The organism is Neisseria sp. HMSC064E01, assembly GCF_001808875.1.
Classification (GTDB): Bacteria; Pseudomonadota; Gammaproteobacteria; order Burkholderiales; family Neisseriaceae; genus Neisseria; species Neisseria sicca_A.
Map to the genome: position 1 here is coordinate 383 of NZ_KV794973.1, position 17311 is coordinate 17693.

General features: G+C 51.1%; 12 protein-coding genes and 2 pseudogenes. 6 read left to right on the forward strand and 8 right to left on the reverse strand.

Annotated features, from left to right (window positions below):
* Both HMPREF2572_RS12170 and HMPREF2572_RS12175 read left to right on the forward strand, forming a co-directional pair.
* A pseudogene (locus HMPREF2572_RS12170) lies at positions 1-507 on the forward strand (RHS repeat-associated core domain-containing protein); the annotation flags it as partial.
* Positions 508-698: 191 nt separating this feature from the next.
* Complete coding sequence (locus tag HMPREF2572_RS12175; RefSeq protein ID WP_070498883.1) at positions 699-1025, forward strand: hypothetical protein; 327 nt, start codon at positions 699-701, stop codon at positions 1023-1025.
* A 231-nt stretch (positions 1026-1256) separates the two neighbouring features.
* On the opposite strand, the gene HMPREF2572_RS12180 is transcribed toward HMPREF2572_RS12175, so the two are convergent.
* The 6 genes from HMPREF2572_RS12180 to uvrA all read right to left on the reverse strand — a co-directional run bounded on the left by HMPREF2572_RS12180 (position 1257) and on the right by uvrA (position 8340).
* Positions 1257-1880, reverse strand: coding sequence for an FMN-dependent NADH-azoreductase (locus tag HMPREF2572_RS12180; protein ID WP_070498884.1), 624 nt, complete (start codon positions 1878-1880; stop codon positions 1257-1259).
* A 96-nt stretch (positions 1881-1976) separates the two neighbouring features.
* Positions 1977-3836, reverse strand: a complete 1860-nt coding sequence (gene ilvD, locus HMPREF2572_RS12185; RefSeq protein ID WP_070498885.1) for a dihydroxy-acid dehydratase — start codon at positions 3834-3836, stop codon at positions 1977-1979.
* A 130-nt stretch (positions 3837-3966) separates the two neighbouring features.
* A complete protein-coding gene (locus tag HMPREF2572_RS15150; protein WP_246827822.1) occupies positions 3967-4260 on the reverse strand; it encodes a hypothetical protein in 294 nt (97 codons plus the stop codon).
* Positions 4232-4375 carry a hypothetical protein gene (locus HMPREF2572_RS14685; RefSeq protein WP_168161791.1) on the reverse strand — a complete coding sequence of 48 codons (144 nt, stop codon included), beginning with the start codon at positions 4373-4375 and terminating at the stop codon, positions 4232-4234. Before HMPREF2572_RS14685 ends, HMPREF2572_RS15150 begins: the two co-directional genes overlap by 29 nt.
* 265 nt (positions 4376-4640) lie before the next feature.
* The gene (locus HMPREF2572_RS12195; protein ID WP_070498886.1) at positions 4641-5444 is read right to left on the reverse strand and encodes a hypothetical protein; all 804 of its coding nucleotides are present in this window, start codon (positions 5442-5444) and stop codon (positions 4641-4643) included.
* Between the two features lie 22 nt (positions 5445-5466).
* Positions 5467-8340, reverse strand: a complete 2874-nt coding sequence (uvrA, locus tag HMPREF2572_RS12200; RefSeq protein WP_070498887.1) for an excinuclease ABC subunit UvrA — start codon at positions 8338-8340, stop codon at positions 5467-5469.
* A gap of 446 nt (positions 8341-8786) precedes the next feature.
* On the opposite strand from uvrA, the gene nrdG reads away from it, so the two are divergent.
* Together nrdG and nrdD are read left to right on the forward strand one after the other, a co-directional pair.
* The gene (gene nrdG, locus HMPREF2572_RS12205) at positions 8787-9323 is read left to right on the forward strand and encodes an anaerobic ribonucleoside-triphosphate reductase activating protein (RefSeq protein ID WP_070498888.1); all 537 of its coding nucleotides are present in this window, start codon (positions 8787-8789) and stop codon (positions 9321-9323) included.
* Between the two features lie 34 nt (positions 9324-9357).
* Positions 9358-11139 carry an anaerobic ribonucleoside-triphosphate reductase gene (gene nrdD / locus HMPREF2572_RS12210; protein WP_070498889.1) on the forward strand — a complete coding sequence of 594 codons (1782 nt, stop codon included), beginning with the start codon at positions 9358-9360 and terminating at the stop codon, positions 11137-11139.
* Between the two features lie 164 nt (positions 11140-11303).
* On the opposite strand, the gene HMPREF2572_RS12215 is transcribed toward nrdD, so the two are convergent.
* Both HMPREF2572_RS12215 and HMPREF2572_RS12220 read right to left on the reverse strand, forming a co-directional pair.
* Positions 11304-11633 (reverse strand): NGK_0946 family protein, encoded by a 330-nt coding sequence (locus HMPREF2572_RS12215; protein ID WP_003761187.1) that lies wholly within the window; start codon positions 11631-11633, stop codon positions 11304-11306.
* Positions 11634-11691: 58 nt separating this feature from the next.
* A complete protein-coding gene (locus HMPREF2572_RS12220; protein ID WP_070498890.1) occupies positions 11692-11937 on the reverse strand; it encodes a hypothetical protein in 246 nt (81 codons plus the stop codon).
* Between the two features lie 480 nt (positions 11938-12417).
* Between HMPREF2572_RS12220 and glgB the strand changes: the two genes are divergently transcribed.
* Together glgB and HMPREF2572_RS12230 are read left to right on the forward strand one after the other, a co-directional pair.
* Positions 12418-16728: a 1,4-alpha-glucan branching protein GlgB gene (gene glgB / locus HMPREF2572_RS12225; RefSeq protein WP_070498891.1), complete on the forward strand. Its 4311-nt coding sequence runs from the start codon at positions 12418-12420 to the stop codon at positions 16726-16728.
* Between the two features lie 283 nt (positions 16729-17011).
* A pseudogene (locus HMPREF2572_RS12230) lies at positions 17012-17311 on the forward strand (IS630 family transposase); the annotation flags it as partial.

Below are 17311 nucleotides of genomic sequence, written 5' to 3' on the forward strand. Positions count from 1 at the left end.
TCCAAAGAACGCCAAGACAAACTCGCCTGGACAAGTACCGACCCCAAACGCACCCACTTCGTCTGGGACGGCAGCCGCCTATTGCAGGAGTACACCTACAAAGGCAGTTACACCTATATCTACACCGATCAAGACAGTTACGAACCGCTGGCGCAAATCTTTGACAACGCCAAAGATGGCAAACAATACCTCGCCTATTTCCACACCGACCAAGTCGGCATCCCGCGTGAGATGACCGACATCCACGGCAATCTCTTATGGTACGGCGAATACACCGCTTGGGGTCGTCTGAAAAAGGACGAGCGGATTTACAAAAACGCGCATCAGCCGTTTAGATTGCAAAACCAGTACTTTGATGAAGAGACCGGGCTGCATTGCAACCTGATGCGGTATTACGGACCTGAGACCGGGCGGTTTGTGAACCAGAATCCGATTGGGTTGTTGGGTGGGGAGAATTTTTATTGGTTTGTGCCTAATATTCAGATTTGGATTGATCCCTTAAGTGTCAACTTATACGAGAGGCGAAAAAAAAAGAGGAGCTAAAATTCAATCTATTGGAGCTACAAAACCAATGTGCGGTAGATGCGAGAGAGAAGTGAGAAGAGTAGGGATACTGAGACGCATTATAACTTCAATTAAGAGCAAACACTGTTAGTATTTAATATTTTTAAATTTATTTAAAATTAAAGGAGTGAAATATGACGCCGATAGAATTGGATCAAATTCCAGATGATATTTTTATTCAGGATATAAAAGAGTTAACAGAGAGTTTTTCAATAGAATTTCCTGATATATTTAAACAACTTTTGATAGAGTTAAATGTATCAAAAGATAATTTATTTATCACGGATTTTATTGAACATCAAAAGATAGCCGACTCATACACAGGGTATGTTTTTGACAAAACCCACAAAAAAATGTACGACTATACAATTAAAAATAAGAAACTTAGTATTTTTGAAGTTGATATAAAAAAACTAACTACTAAGAACTCGGATAGCATCCGAGTGTTGGATGACCTTTAAAATGCGAGCTATATTTTCATAAAGTGCCAGTAAGTCCTAGCTCGCACAAACATTCGGTTCTGAAATAGGGTTTGTGCTTCAAAGCATGCACGCAGTTTTTGCTTTTCAGACGACCTCAATACTTTCTTTGAGGTTGTCTGGAAGACTGTTTCTTTAACAATCCGACTACTGCTCAGTATAAGTATAAAGGTCGTCTGAAAGTTTCAGACGACCTTTGATTAGCTGAAATGGTCAGGAGGTAAAATGGTCGTATACGTCATCGATTTTTGCACAGGCGCGTTGGACTGCGGCGTCCCAGTCGCCTGCCGTACCTTCGGCGTAAACGATATCCACGGAGGCAAAGCCCAAGAAGCCGCCAAGCAATGTTTTCAAATAGCTTGAGGCGAAATCCATTTGCGCCATCGGGCCTTCGCTATAAACGCTGCCGCTGGCCTGCAACAGCAGCACTTTATGCTCGCCCATCAAACCTTTCGGCGTACCGTCTTCGCCGTAGCGGAAGGTTTCGCCGGGTATAACCAGATTGTCCAGCCAGTTTTTCAGTAGGGCGGGAATGCCGAAGTTATACATGGGGTAGGCGATAACGAGGCGGCGGGCGGATTTGACTTGGTTCACTACCGACATCAGCCGAGCTTTCAGCGCAGCCTGTTCCTCGTTTGGTTGTTGCCCTTGAAACAGGGTAACGGTAAACATTTCTAGCACTGCCTTATCCAAAGGCTGAATATCAGCTTCTGCCAAATTGACCGTTTGCACGCTGACTGCGGGTAGTTTGGTCAACAGGTGGGCGACCATGCGATTGGTGGCGGAAGCGGTGGAATGTGGATCAGGATGTGCATTGATAATTAGGGTGTCAATCATTTCAGCGTCCTTTCTAGCTATTGTTGAAGCGATAATAGATTTTCAGACGACCTACGATACCGTATGGCCGTCTGAAACCTTTATTGCCGCACTGTTTTACCGTTCGATTTGCGATACGTCGCGCACCGCGCCTTTGTCGGCGGAAGTCGCCATTGCGCCGTAGGCACGCAGGGCGGCGGAGACGTAGCGGTCGCGGTTTTCCGGTTTCCACGCTTTGCTGCCGCGTGCTTCCATTTCGGCACGACGGGCGGCGAGTTCTTCGTCGGACACTTTCAGGTTGATGCTGCGGTTGGGGATGTCGATTTCAATCGTATCGCCTTCGTGTACCAAGCCGATGGCGCCGCCTTCCGCCGCTTCGGGTGAAGCGTGGCCGATGGAGAGACCTGATGTGCCACCGGAGAAGCGTCCGTCAGTTAAGAGGGCGCAGGCTTTGCCGAGGCCTTTAGATTTCAGGTAGGAAGTCGGATACAGCATTTCCTGCATGCCTGGGCCGCCTTTGGGACCTTCGTAGCGAATGATGACGATGTCGCCGGCGACGATTTGGTTGCCCAAAATGCCTTCGACGGCGGCTTCTTGGCTTTCAAACACGCGGGCGCGGCCGGTGAATTTGAGGATGCTCTCGTCCACGCCTGCGGTTTTCACCACGCAGCCGCGTTCGGCGATGTTGCCGAACAAGACCGCCAAACCGCCGTCTTGTGAATAGGCGTGTTCGACGTTGCGGATGCAGCCTTTTTCGCGGTCGAGGTCGAGGGTTTTCCACATGCGGTTTTGCGAGAACGCTTGGGTGGTGCGCACGCCGCCGGGCGCGGCTTTGAAGCGTTCGATGGCGTGGGTGTTTTCAGGATTGGTCACGTCCCATTTTTCAATCGCGTCTTTCAGCGTCGGCGCGTGGATGGTGTACACGTCGGTGTGCAGTTTGCCCGCTTTGTCCAGTTCTTTCAGGATGGCGAAGATGCCGCCGGCGCGGTGCACGTCTTCCATGTAGTAGTCGTGGTTGTTGGGCGCGGTTTTGCAGATGCAGGGCACGACGCGGCTTAAGCGGTCGATGTCGGCCATTTTGAAATCCACACCCGCTTCGTTGGCGACGGCGAGCAAATGCAGGATGGTGTTGGTGGAGCCGCCCATGGCGATGTCCATGGTCATGGCGTTTTCAAACGCTTTTTTGGTGGCGATGCTGCGCGGCAGCACGGTTTCGTCGTCTTGCTCGTAATAGCGTTTGGTAATTTCGACAATCATGCGGCCGGCTTCGAGGAACAATTCTTTGCGGCCGGCATGGGTGGCGAGGTAGGAACCGTTGCCGGGCAGGGACAGGCCGAGCGCTTCGGTCAGGCAGTTCATAGAGTTGGCGGTGAACATGCCGGAGCAGGAGCCGCAGGTCGGACAGGCGTTTTGTTCAACTTCTTCAACCTGTTGGTTACTGATATTGTCGTCCGCCGATTCAATCATGGCGTCAATCAAGTCCAAGCGGCGTTCGGGCTGGATGTTTGCCACGCCGATGACTTTGCCCGCTTCCATCGGACCGCCGGAAACGAAGATGGTCGGGATATTCAGGCGCATGGCGGCAATCAGCATTCCGGGGGTGATTTTGTCGCAGTTGGAAATGCACACCAGCGCGTCGGCGCAATGGGCGTTGACCATGTATTCGATGGAGTCGGCAATCAAATCGCGGCTGGGCAGGGAATACAGCATGCCGCTGTGTCCCATGGCGATACCGTCGTCGATGGCGATGGTGTTAAATTCTTTGGCGATTGCGCCCGCTTTTTCGATTTCGCGGGCAACCAATTGGCCCATGTTGTGCAGGTGGACATGGCCAGGCACGAATTGGGTGAAGGAGTTGGCAACGGCGATGATGGGCTTGCCGAAGTCGGTTTCCATCACGCCGGTGGCGCGCCACAATGCGCGCGCGCCCGCCATATTGCGGCCGTGGGTGGAGGTTTTGGAGCGGTATTCTGGCATGGAGTGTTCCTCAGAGGGGATATTTTGAAAGGCAGGCCGTCTGAAATAAAGGTATTGGCTTGAGCAACCTTTGTTTCAGACGGCATTTAGACCGACATTTTATATGAAATACCGCATAATAAGAAATGCTTTAAGCGAAACGAAAGGTCGTCTGAAACAAGGTTTCGAATTGAAGAAAACCGGGTTTCAGACGACCTTCAATGAAGCGCCTTGCCATTTTCACCATAGATAGTGCGGCTGCTATGCTGTTTGCTGGTGGACAGGTTTCGACGCAAGGGAAATGTGCGGAGAATTTGGTTTTAATCAGCCGCCAGCGCAGGGAATAATCCGCATCGTCGGACGGCAGCGTCCAAATGGCGTGAATGTGGTTCGGCAGAACGCATACGGCGACGGTTTCAAAGGGATATTGTTTTTGCACATCCATATAGGCCGCACGCGAAGCCGATATGTTCGGCAAGCAGGCGCGATTTTGGGTCGGCGAGTTTGACGGTGAAAAAGAATGTGCCGCCGGCAATGAAGTTTCTGTGATAACGCGCCATAGGATTTTTGCTTGTGGTTTGGGTGTTGGAGAAGGAATGGTTTGTTGTTTAAGGTTTTAACTTCGTTGAAGCAGGTGTTTTCAGACGGCATTGGAGGTCGTCTGAAAGCGCTAGCTTCAACGAAGTTAAAAGTTAAAACGGAAAACTGTCAATCAAGCAACCGCGTGCGTGCGTACCGCACACACCCTACACGTTGATTTTGAAGTTTCGCGTAATTCATAGGTAGGGTGTGTGGGCCACGCACGCGGTCGGTTGGATATGCAGGCTACGGCTTGCTTGTTTGGTTATTGTTATATAAATTAAAACGCTCAGCTGGCTTGGGTGTTTCTTTTCGATCTAAAAGAGATGTATATGTAATTTCAATTTTAATCTTTCCTTCTAAATCTTTAATGATCTTATCATTGCTGCATAGCATTAATTCCTCCCTATTTTTCTCAAAATTATCAATTGATTGATACATTCTATTTTTTTCATTATCAATTAAATCATTTAATTTTTCTTCAACATTATCATTATGTGTTTTTTCATCTTTTAACAGTGTGAAAGTTTCTCTAAAAAAATCCAATCTACCTATATTATTAATATGATCTCCCATTTGTTTGTTTATATCCTCCATTTGTTTGAATATATTGTCATAATTAACAGTAGTAGCAATTATAGGTATAGAACTCCCCTCATTAATAGCCATACCTTTATGAATAGGCATAGCTAAGTCGAAACAACCAGATTGTAGGTGTTTATCGTTAAGTAACTTAATCCAATCATCATGAGTAATACTCGTTTTATTTTCACCATTTATTTTAATTGATTCTACTATTGCTACACCTTTTCCTTGGTTGGACAAAAAAATACCGCGTCTGTTATTAAATATATCGTATTCAGTTAAAAGTATGACGTATGGGGTTTGAGATGCAATTGCAGCATCTGCTTGATCCTTAATATAGGAATTAGCAATTAATGTAAAAATGGTTCCAATTATAGAGATAATTAAAGGAAGAATCATGCTATAAACAACTTGACTGCTTTTATCCAATGGTTGACTATCGGGATCTTTTTTTGGTTGACACATTTCGCAATCCTTTTCTTGATATCTACTTCAAAACCACCTTCAAATACTTCCCAGTATAACTCCCCTTCACCTTCGCCACTTCCTCAGGGCTACCTTCCGCAATAATCCTCCCCCCACCATCGCCGCCTTCCGGCCCCAAATCCACAATATAATCAGCGGTTTTTATAACGTCAAGATTATGCTCAATAATCACAATCGAGTTGCCTTTGCCTTTCAGACGGCCTATGACTTCCAGCAGCAGGGCGATGTCGGCGAAGTGCAGGCCGGTGGTGGGTTCGTCGAGGATATAGAGCGTTCTGCCGGTGTCGCGTTTGGATAGCTCCAAGGCGAGTTTGACGCGCTGGGCTTCTCCGCCGGAGAGGGTGGTGGCGGACTGGCCGAGGCGGATGTAGCCGAGGCCTACGTCCATCAGGGTTTGCAGTTTGCGCGATACAGTGGGGACGGCGTCGAAAAATTCGCGGGCTTCTTCGACGGTCATGTCGAGGACTTGGCTGATGTTTTTGCCTTTGTATTGGATTTCGAGGGTTTCGCGGTTATAGCGTTTGCCGTGGCAGACTTCGCAGGGGACGTACACGTCGGGCAGGAAGTGCATTTCGACTTTGATGACGCCGTCGCCTTGGCAGGCTTCGCAGCGGCCGCCTTTGACGTTGAAGGAGAATCTGCCGACGTTGTAGCCGCGTTCGCGCGAGAGGGGGACGCCGGCGAAGAGTTCGCGGATGGGGGTGAACAGGCCGGTGTAGGTGGCGGGGTTGGAGCGCGGGGTGCGGCCGATGGGGGATTGGTCGACGTTGATGACTTTATCGAGGTGTTCGAGGCCGCGGATGTCGTCGTATGGGGCGGGTTCTTCTTGGGCGCGGTTGAGTTCGCGGGCGGTGATTTTGGCGAGGGTGTCGTTAATCAGGGTGGATTTGCCGCTGCCGGATACGCCGGTGATGCAGGTAATCAAACCGAGCGGCAGTTCGAGGGTAACGTTTTTGAGGTTGTTGCCGCGCGCGCCTTTGAGGACGAGCATTCTGTCGGGATTGACGGGCGTGCGTTCAGACGGCACGGCAATGGATTTTTTGCCGCTGAGGTATTGTCCGGTAACGGATTTTTCGCATTTGGCGACGTTTTCGGGGGTGTCGGCAATCAGTACGTTGCCGCCGTGTTCGCCCGCGCCCGGGCCCATATCGACCACGAAATCGGCTTCGCGGATGGCGTCTTCGTCGTGTTCGACCACAATCACGCTGTTGCCCAAGTCGCGCAGGCGTTTGAGGGTGGCGAGCAGACGGTCGTTGTCACGCTGGTGCAGGCCGATGGAGGGTTCGTCCAAAACGTACATCACGCCGGTCAGGCCGCTGCCGATTTGGCTGGCGAGGCGGATGCGCTGGGCTTCGCCGCCGGAAAGGGTTTCGGCGGAGCGGGAGAGATTCAGGTAATCCAGCCCGACGTTAATCAGGAAGCCGAGCCGTTCGGTGATTTCTTTGAGGATTTTTTCGGCGATTTGTTTTTTGTTGCCATCCAAATCCAGCGTTTCAAAGAATTGGTGGGTTTTGGTCAGCGGCCAGGCGGAAACTTCGTGCAAAGGTTCGCCGCTGACGTAAACGTAGCGCGCTTCTTTGCGCAAACGTGCGCCGCCGCAGCTCGGGCAGGCGCGGTGGTTTTGGTATTCGCGCAGTTTTTCGCGCACGGTTTCGCTGTCGGTTTCACGGTAGCGGCGTTCGAGATTGGGGATGATGCCTTCGAAGGCGTGGCTGCGGTTGAAGGTGGTGCCGCGTTCGGACAGGTAAGTAAAATCAATGACTTCTTTGCCTGAGCCGTGCAACACGACTTTTTTCACTTTTTCAGGTAGCGTTTCCCAAGCAGCCTGCACATCGAAACCGTAATGCCGCGCCAGCGATTGAATCATTTGGAAATAGAACTGGTTGCGCTTGTCCCAGCCGTCAATTGCGCCCGTTGCCAGCGATAATTCGGGATGCGCGACTACTTTTTCGGGGTCGAAGAAATTGGTGTTGCCCAAGCCGTCGCAAGTCGGACAGGAGCCCATCGGGTTGTTGAACGAAAAGAGGCGCGGCTCCAATTCGGGCAGGCTGTACGAACACACGGGGCAGGCGAAACGCGCGGAAAACCAATGTTCTTCGCCGCTGTCCATCTCCATCGCCAGCGCGCGTTCGTTGCCGTGGCGCAGCGCGGTTTCAAAACTTTCCGCCAGCCGCTGCTTGATGTCCGCCTTCACTTTCACGCGATCGATGACCACGTCGATATTGTGCTTGATGTTTTTTTCCAGCTTCGGCACTTCGTCAAGCTGATAGACTTCGCCATCCACGCGCACCCGCGCAAAACCCTGCGCCTGCAAGTCGGCAAAGAAATCGACAAACTCGCCCTTACGCTCGCGTACCGCCGGCGCCAGAATCATCACGCGCGTGTCTTCCGGCAACTTCAACACGGCATCAACCATCTGCGACACGGTCTGGCTCGACAGCGGCAGATTGTGTTCGGGGCAATACGGCGTACCGACGCGGGCGTACAAAAGGCGCAGGTAATCATGGATTTCCGTAACCGTGCCGACGGTAGAACGCGGGTTGTGGCTGGTGGATTTCTGCTCGATAGAAATCGCGGGCGACAGGCCTTCAATCAAATCAACGTCGGGTTTGTCCATCATCTGCAAAAACTGCCGCGCATAGGCGGACAGGCTCTCGACATAACGCCGCTGCCCTTCGGCATACAACGTGTCAAACGCCAGCGACGACTTGCCGCTGCCCGACAGCCCCGTAACCACCACCAGCTTGTGGCGCGGAATGTCCAAATCGACGTTTTTCAAATTATGCGTGCGCGCACCGCGGATGCGGATGGTGTCGTTATCGCGGGCTTCTGAACGGGGAGTTTTGCTGTCGTTTTGATGATGGTGGTTGCACATGGTCGGACTGCCTTAAGCGGCTAAAATAAAACGGCTATTGTAACACTTTTCGCTTCGGTTTCAGATTGCGGGAGGTCGTCTGAAAAGCTCGGGAGCAGATTTTCAGACGACCTTTGGTCATTGGGAGGGAAGGGATTATTAATGGCTTTTGTTATTACGGAGTTTGCTTATCTTTTTTGGTTTTTGGCTATCTGGACAAGGTCGTACTATAAGAAAAGGATGTGTATTTTAAAAAACATGATGGCGTAATGGCTGTATTTGGAAATGTGAAGCGTGTTTCTGAGTACGGCTTTTTTATATTTAAGCTGCCTTTTGATTTGAATTTTTAATATAGTGGATTATAAAAAGCTATCGTGTCGGTTTGTTGCATTGTTAAATAAAAATACCATATCTTGTGTTCTTATGATTTAATTTGCACCATATATTGTATTTATGAGTAGCAAGTCATGGCGGCGTTGAAATTCACAATCGAGCAAATCGTATGGCAGGAAGTGCCAGGCGAAGTGTCGCTGGCGTTTCTGTTTTCAGGCTGCCCGCTGCGCTGCAAGGGCTGCCACAGTGCCGATGCGTGGAAAAAGGGTATCGGTACGGAATTGACCGAGGATTATTTGAGAGGTCGTCTGAAACGCTATCGCGGGCTGATTAGCTGCGTGTTGTTTATGGGCGGGGAATGGCAGCCGGAAACCTTGCAGAAAATGTTGGGCATCGTGACGCAGGCGGGTTTGAAAGCCTGTTTGTACACCGGTTTGGAGCGTGAGGAGCTGGAGGTGGTTTCAGACGGCATCCTGCCTTATCTGACTTATCTGAAAACCGGCCGCTGGCAGATGGAGCTGGGCGGCTTGGACAGCCCGACCACCAATCAGAAGTTTATCGATTTGCGTACGGGCGAGGTGTTGAACCGCTTGTTTATCAAAGACAAACCCGCGCCCAAAATCATCCCGATTACAACCCAGCCGCAGGCGGCCGCGTTTCAGACGGCCTGAGGCTTTTTATCCAACCCACACAGGAGGACTTAACATGATTCGGCTGCATCCCGAACAGTTAAACGGCAAACTGCAATTCATGCACGACTACATCAGCGCGCAAAACGCGGCGGACGGTTCGAAAATGGACGCCAACGCCAACGTTACCCAGAAAAACATCGCTACGATGGAAGCGGAAATCATGAAAGACTTTTTCGTGCAGATTAACCGCGCCCAAGTGTCGCGCAAAATCGCCGAAATTTTCGACCAATCCGTTGCCGACGAATACATCCGCCAGATTGAGGCGCATGAGATTTATGTGCACGACGAAACCAGCCTCAAGCCTTATTGTGTGTCGGTTACGCTGTATCCTTTCTTACTCGACGGGTTAAGCAAACTCGGCGGCGAATCCAAGGCGCCGCAGCATCTGGCATCGTTTTGCGGCTCGTTTATCAATCTTGTGTTTGCCATCAGCGCGCAGTTCGCCGGCGCGGTGGCGACGGTGGAATTTTTGACTTATTTCGACTACTTCGCCCGCAAAGACTACGGTGATAATTATTTGGAAACCCACGGCAAAGAAATCGCCAACCACATGCAGCAGGTGGTGTACAGCATCAACCAGCCCGCCGCCGCGCGTGGCTATCAGAGCGTGTTTTGGAATATTTCCGTTTACGATCAATACTATTTCGACGCGATGTTCGGCGATTTCGTCTTCCCCGATTTCAGCAAACCGGTGTGGGCGAGCGTGGCGAAGCTGCAAAACTTCTTCCTCAAATGGTTCAATCAGGAGCGCACCAAAGCCGTTTTGACCTTCCCTGTAGTTACCGCCGCGATGCTGACTGACGGAGGCAAATGCAAAGACACCGTGTTCGCCGACGAAATGGCGAGGGAGTTGGCGGAAGGCAATTCCTTCTTCGTCTATCTTTCCGACAACCCCGACTCCTTGGCTTCATGCTGCCGCCTGCGTAACGCCATCGAAGACCGTACCTTCAGCTACACACTCGGCGCGGGCGGCGTGGCGACCGGTTCCATCAACGTCATCACCATCAATATGAACCGGCTGAAACAAGACGGGCGCGACCTTGCCGCCGAAGTGGCCAAAATCCACAAATACCAATACGCCTACCGCAAACTGATGGAAGAATATCAAGCCGCCGGAATGCTGCCCGTTTACGATGCAGGCTTCATCACGCTGGACAAACAGTTCCTCACCATCGGCATCAACGGCATGGCGGAAGCCGCCGAATCGCAAGGCATCAAAGTCGGCTACAACGACGACTACATCCACTTCGTTCAAGGTCGTCTGAAAACCATATTCGAAGCCAACCAAGCCGCCAGCAAACACTACGGCGTGAAGTTCAATACCGAGTTTGTCCCTGCCGAAAACCTCGGCGTGAAAAACGCCAAATGGGACAAAGCCGACGGCTACAAAGTCAGCCGCGAATGCTACAACTCCTATTTCTACGTTGTCGAAGACGAAGAAATCAACGCGCTCGACAAATTCCTGCTGCACGGTAAAGAACTGGTGGACTGGCTCGACGGCGGCTCCGCGCTGCACCTGAACCTCGACGAAGCCCTGCCCGAATCCGGCTACCGCTCGCTGCTGGACATCGCCGCACAAACCGGCTGCAACTACTTCTGCGTGAACGTGCGCATCACCATCTGCAACGAATGCGGCCACATCGATAAACGCACCTTGCACGCCTGTTCCGCTTGCGGTTCGCACGACATCGACTACGGCACCCGCGTCATCGGCTATCTGAAACGCGTATCCGCATTCAGTAGCGGTCGTCGCAAAGAACACGCACTACGGCATTACCACCGCAAAGCGGCGTGATGGTATTTAATAGATAAAGGTCGTCTGAAAACTGGTTTTAAGGTTTTCAGACGACCTTTTGGGGTTCTGTCTATGGATTTATATAAGGATGAACGAGTTTGAAGCCGAGAATAAGAAAAACGACCGATACGCCGTACCGGTCGTTTTTACGAATACCTGCTAAATTAGAACCAAGCTTTGATCAAAGCGGCAGTACCTGCAATACCGCCAATCAAGCCGACTGCATTGGCTGCAGTGCCCATTGCACCGTTGACTTGGTCACGTTTGTCTTGGCGTTTTTCACGTTCCAATGCCAGCTCTTCTGAAACATTGGTACGTTGACGGCGGTGTTGTTCCAGCTCAGCACGGGAGAGTTGTGCAGATTCGCGGTTGCGACCTGCTTTGATGGCGGCGGAGTCGCTACCGATAGCCAAATCGCCTACGGAGCCTCCGGGAGCGGAGCAACCGGTAATAACGAAAGAAGTCAGGAGCAGGGCTGCAATTTTATTTTTCATAATGTTACCTGTTTGAAATATAAGTATTAGGAATCCAATAATCCGTAAGAGCCGGCCATTAGTGAAGGATGTAGATGCGGTTGTTGCGGTTTGCGCGGTTGATAGCGTCGGCTTCATCCATCATTTCTTGACGGCGTTCGCGGCGGCGTTCTGCACGTTCTGCACGTTCGTCAGCTTGAACGCGGCGGGAGTCGGCACGCATAGTAGCTTCTTGTTCATAGGATGGTGAGTAGTGCATGTGGCCGTAAGTACAGCCGGTAAGCGCACCAATCAGAGCAGTCAGTAAAATAGTTTGTTTTAACATATATGATAATCTCGGATGAAAAGAAGAGCTGGTTAAGAAATTTTCTGTATATTATTTTAATCTTATGGAATTTACAAGTTAAAACTTCTGTAGTAATTCAAAAAATTATGTTAACGAATGTTTCAGAATTTATTTCAAATATGAAATGTACAAATTAAATGATTTTTCGGGTAGAAATTGCCTGCTGCATTAGGTTTGCGTGAAAGTTTCCTGATAAATAATTACTGTAAAAATTTATTTGAGTATCAATAAAAGCGAATCAGATATGGAAAGGGAAATGTCTATGCTGATTGTTGAACCAACGGAAATATGTCCCTGCCGTTTCGTCGGCATACTTTCAGAGCCATCATCCAAAATTTTGGGATAAGTCAAACTAAGCAGGGAAATCTTGGTCTGAACGGTTGTTTTCTCTGAATTATGGGAAACATTCAATCTTATTTATATTAAGATTTGGTTTATTGTAAACAGGCGAATTGTGTCATGAGCGAACATTTGGAAGAGCAGGCTGCGGGCTTGGGTATTGATTTGGGTTTTCACGACATCGGTGGAATTTATCATGCGACCAAGCCCGAGGTTTTGGAAGGGATTATTAAGGCTTTGCAGCAGGACGGTTTTTCAGACGGCCTTTATGCGGATACTTTGGTGGCGCATGAAAACGGTCGGGAATCTTTGCGACTGCCTGCTGAGTTTCATGACGCGGCTGAAATTTGCTTGGAAGACGAAGCGGGTGGACGGCAGGTTTTGGCGTTAAACCATGGCGAGGACGGCGTGCTTTGGGTTGCGCTGCCTGCTTTGGCTTGCGGCTATTACACATTGTTTACAGAAGTTGAAGGCATTGTCCGCAAGGTACGGTTGGTGGTTGCGCCGCAGTCGGTTTATCAACCCAAAATACTGGAACACGGTTTGCGGATGAACGGGTTGACGACGCATTTGTACAGCCTGCGTTCGCAACGGAACTGGGGCATCGGAGATTTTACCGATTTGCTGAATTTGATGGCGTTCGTGGCGGATAAGCAACTGGATTTTGTCGGCATCAATCCGTTGCACGCGCTTTTTAGTGCCAAGCCTGCTTTTGCCAGCCCGTACAGCCCGTCTTCGCGCGAATGGCTCAATCCGATTTATCTGGATGTGGAGAAGGTTGGCGCATTCTCTTACAACGAAAAGCTGAAAAACTGGCTCAAGCAGCCGAATATCTGCCAACGCATTGCGGCGTTGCGGATTACGGAAACCGTTGCTTATACGGCGGTTTGGGCGTTTAAGCGTGATGCTTTACAGAAGGCATTTGATGCGTTTGAAAACGATGAATGCGAAGCCGCCAAACAAGAGCGGGCGGCATTTGACGCCTTTGTTGAAGAACACAGCGAGGCTTTGGAAGGCTTCGGCTTGTTTGAGGCGTTGGATCAGTATTACAACCGTTCCGGCGAAGTGGGTTGGCTCTCTTGGCCGTTGGAGTTTCATGATCCGAATGGCGAGGCGGTTCAACGATTTGCACAGGGACACCGCCGCGAAATCCGTTTTTATATGTGGCTGCAATGGCTTTGCGCGGAACAGTTGCGCGAAGTGAATGAAGCGGCTGCGGCGCGCGGCGTGAAGCTCGGCATTTACGGTGATTTGGCGGTCGGCGTAGCTCGCGGCAGCGCGGACACTTGGCTCAATCGCGCCGACTACTGCATGGATATGGCGGTCGGTGCGCCACCCGATCCGTTCAGCCCGACGGGGCAAAACTGGAATTTGCCACCGCTCAATCCGACGGTGTTGAAGCACACGGGTTATGAGAAGTTTGTCCGTCTTTTGCGTGAAAATATGCGGCTTTACGGCATCTTGCGCATCGATCATGTGATGGCTTTGTGCCGTCTGTGGTGGGTTGCGGGCGAGACGGCGGACTTTGGCGCGTATGTGCATTACGACGCGGATGTAATGTTTGCCATTCTGGCTTTGGAAAGCCGGCGGAACCAATGCGTCGTTATCGGCGAGGATTTGGGGACGGTACCCGACCAAGCGCGTTATTTGCTGAACCGTTATCAGGTGTTTTCTTATAAGGTCGTGTATTTCAGCAAAGGCTGGCACGGCTTTGAATTACCCGAAGAATATCCAGAACAGGCGATTACGGTGATCAGCACACACGATGTCGCGCCCTTAGCGGGCTATTGGACGGGCAAGGATTTGGATTTGATGTTCCGCTTGGGTACGATTCCCAATGCGGAAACTTTTCAGACGACCTTGGAAGCGCGCGAACACGATAAGGCAGATTTGTTCGATAAGTTGAAACACACAGGCTGCCTGCCTGCCGACGCCGAGATGTCGTCTGAAATCGACGAAACGCTGTTAACCGCCTTGCACCGGTATGCCGCCATGAGCCGCAGCAAACTGTATGCAGTGCAGCTGGAAAACCTGCTGGGCATGAGCGACAACCTGAATGTGCCGGGCGTTTCCGAGGGTTATCCCAACTGGGCGCGCAAAATGCCCGTCGCGCTTGAAGATTTTCCCCACAACCGCCTGATGGGCGGCCAACTTGCCATGATTGGAGAGGTACGCATGAAGAAAAACAGCCGGATGAAGCCTTATCACGAGCTTGACCAAGTCGAACGCGACACGGTTGAAAGCCTGTTTCTTGCCACCCACAGCGATTTGTTCGCCTATTTGGGACGACACCGCCTTGTCGAAGGCGACGAGGTCGTGCGGACTCTGATTCCGAACGCTTGGGGCGTGGATATTGTCAACCGTGAAACTGGCGAGGTGATTACGTCGTCTGAAAAAGTCGATGAACGCGGATTCTTTGTTGCCGTGTTGCCCGAAGGTGCGCCCGATTATGCGTTGAACGTCCGTTATGCAGAAGATGCCGAGCCTATGCGCGAAGAAGACCCATACCGCTTCGGCTCCGCCCTGAAAGACATGGATTCTTGGTTGCTGGCGGAAGGCAAACACCTGCGTCCGTATGAAACTTTAGGCGCACATTTTGCCGAAGTGGACGGCGTGAAAGGCGTCAGCTTTGCCGTATGGGCGCCAAACGCGCAGCGCGTATCCGTCATCGGCGAATTCAACCACTGGGACGGCCGCCGCCACGTCATGCGTTTCCACCGCGACAACGGCATTTGGGACATCTTCATCCCCGCCGTCAAACTCAACGCCCTCTACAAATTTGAAATCCGCGATGCCAACGGCGATGTGCGGCAAAAAACCGACCCGTATGCCTTCGGCGCAGAGTTGCGTCCGAATACGGCGTCTGTCGTGCGCGGTTTGCCGGAAAAAGTGGACACACCCGACTTCCGCGCCCGCGCCAACGCCATTGACGCGCCTATCAGCATTTATGAAGTGCATTTGGGTTCGTGGAAACGCAATCCCGAAAACAACTTCTGGCTGACTTACGAACAGCTCGCCAAAGAATTGGTCGCATACGTCAAAGACATGGGCTTCACCCATATCGAATTCCTGCCCGTTTCTGAATACCCGTTTGACGGCTCATGGGGCTATCAGGCGACCGGATTGTATGCGCCGACCAGCCGTTTCGGTTCGCCCGACGAATTGCGCGCCCTAATTAAAGCCGCCCACGACGAAGGCATCGGCGTCATCCTCGACTGGGTGGTCGGACACTTCCCGACCGACGACCACGGGCTTGCCAAGTTTGACGGCACCGCGCTGTACGAGCACGCCGATCCACGCGAGGGCTACCACCAAGACTGGAACACCCTGATTTACAACTTCGGCAGGAACGAAGTCAAAAACTTCCTGCAAGGCAATGCCCTGTATTGGATAGAGCGTTTCGGTTTCGACGGCATCCGCGTGGACGCCGTCGCCTCCATGATTTACCGCAACTACTCGCGCAAAGACGGCGAATGGATACCCAACCAATACGGCGGCCATGAAAACCTCGAAGCCATCGCCTTCCTGCGCGATACCAACACCATGCTGAAAGAGGTTGTCCCGTCCGCTACCGAAATCGCCGAAGAATCCACCTCGTTCGCCAACGTAACCCGTCAAGAAGGCTTGAACTTCAGTTACAAATGGAACATGGGCTGGATGAACGACACCTTGCGCTACATGATGGAAGACCCCATCAACCGCAAATACCACCACAACAAAATGACCTTCGGCATGATGTACCAATACAGCGAAAACTTCGTCCTGCCGCTCTCGCACGACGAAGTCGTACACGGCAAACGCTCGCTGCTCGGACGGATGCCCGGCGACTGCTGGCAGCAATTCGCCAACCTGCGCGCCTACTACGGCTTCATGTACGGCTTCCCCGGCAAAAAACTCCTGTTTATGGGCAACGAGTTCGCGCAAGGTAGAGAGTGGAACTACAACGAAGGACTGGATTGGTTCCTGCTCGACCAAGAAGGCGGCTGGCACAAAGGCGTACAAAACTTCGTGCGCGATTTGAACCGCGTCTATAAAGACACCGCGCCGCTTTACCAGCTCGACCAATGGCCGGAAGGCTTCGAATGGCTGGTCGCCGACGACGGCAACAATTCCGTCTTCATCTTCGAACGCCGCGACCGCGAAGGCAACCGCGTCATCGTCATCAGCAACTTCACGCCCGTCGTCCACGACAGCTACCGCTTCGGCGTGAACGAAGCCGGCGAATACCGCGAAATCCTCAATTCAGACGACCCCGGCTACAACGGCAGCGGCGTATCCGCCGGACAAACCCTGCAAACCGAAGAAATCTGGTCGCACGGCAAACCTAATTCGCTCGCCGTCAAAGTACCGCCGCTGGCAACGGTTTACCTTTACAAAGCCGCCGAGCAGAGCGCAACGGAGGCAGCCGATCAGGCAGAAGGCGAAGCGTAAGTTTGAGCTGAACTTGTTTTTGAACATATCAAGACAAGTTTAAACAAACTGTTCTGCTTTTTTCAGACGACCTTTCGATATGAAGGGGTCGTCTGAAATTTTTTGGGTGTAGGGGATAAGGTTTATTTTCCATATTCGTTAATGTTTGCAACGCGATTTTCGAGCGAGCCGGAATGTCGGCAAACCGTCCAAACTGCTTTTCCATAATTCTCGGTTTGCAGGGTTTCTATTTATAGTCAATTAAAAACAAAATGGTACAATACTCAACTTTGAAGGTCTAACCATGGCATACTCTGCGGACTTAAGAAACAAAGCTTTAAACTATTACGAACAATGCAAAAACATCAGCCAAACCGCAGCAACGTTTAACTTGTCAAGAAACACGCTTTACCTGTGGATTCGCCTTAAAAAACAAACAGGCAGCCTAAAACATCAAGTTACCGGTCTGAATGCCGTCAAATTGGATAGGCAAAAACCGGCTCAATATGTTGGGCAACACCAGGATGCCTATCTGCATGAAATCGCTAAACATTTTGATTGTACGCCAGCCACCGTTTGCTATGCACTCAAACAGATGGGGATG

What these genes read in the sequence shown, in the direction of transcription:
- uvrA (WP_070498887.1), bottom strand. Translation starts at nt 8,340, where the DNA reads ATGTGCAACCACCATCATCAAAACGACAGCAAAACTCCCCGTTCAGAA.
- nrdD (WP_070498889.1), top strand. Translation starts at nt 9,358, where the DNA reads ATGATTCGGCTGCATCCCGAACAGTTAAACGGCAAACTGCAATTCATG.
- HMPREF2572_RS12175 (WP_070498883.1), top strand. Translation starts at nt 699, where the DNA reads ATGACGCCGATAGAATTGGATCAAATTCCAGATGATATTTTTATTCAG.
- HMPREF2572_RS12220 (WP_070498890.1), bottom strand. Translation starts at nt 11,937, where the DNA reads ATGTTAAAACAAACTATTTTACTGACTGCTCTGATTGGTGCGCTTACC.
- HMPREF2572_RS15150 (WP_246827822.1), bottom strand. Translation starts at nt 4,260, where the DNA reads ATGGATGTGCAAAAACAATATCCCTTTGAAACCGTCGCCGTATGCGTT.
- glgB (WP_070498891.1), top strand. Translation starts at nt 12,418, where the DNA reads ATGAGCGAACATTTGGAAGAGCAGGCTGCGGGCTTGGGTATTGATTTG.
- HMPREF2572_RS14685 (WP_168161791.1), bottom strand. Translation starts at nt 4,375, where the DNA reads ATGGCGCGTTATCACAGAAACTTCATTGCCGGCGGCACATTCTTTTTC.
- HMPREF2572_RS12195 (WP_070498886.1), bottom strand. Translation starts at nt 5,444, where the DNA reads ATGTGTCAACCAAAAAAAGATCCCGATAGTCAACCATTGGATAAAAGC.
- HMPREF2572_RS12180 (WP_070498884.1), bottom strand. Translation starts at nt 1,880, where the DNA reads ATGATTGACACCCTAATTATCAATGCACATCCTGATCCACATTCCACC.
- HMPREF2572_RS12215 (WP_003761187.1), bottom strand. Translation starts at nt 11,633, where the DNA reads ATGAAAAATAAAATTGCAGCCCTGCTCCTGACTTCTTTCGTTATTACC.
- nrdG (WP_070498888.1), top strand. Translation starts at nt 8,787, where the DNA reads ATGGCGGCGTTGAAATTCACAATCGAGCAAATCGTATGGCAGGAAGTG.
- ilvD (WP_070498885.1), bottom strand. Translation starts at nt 3,836, where the DNA reads ATGCCAGAATACCGCTCCAAAACCTCCACCCACGGCCGCAATATGGCG.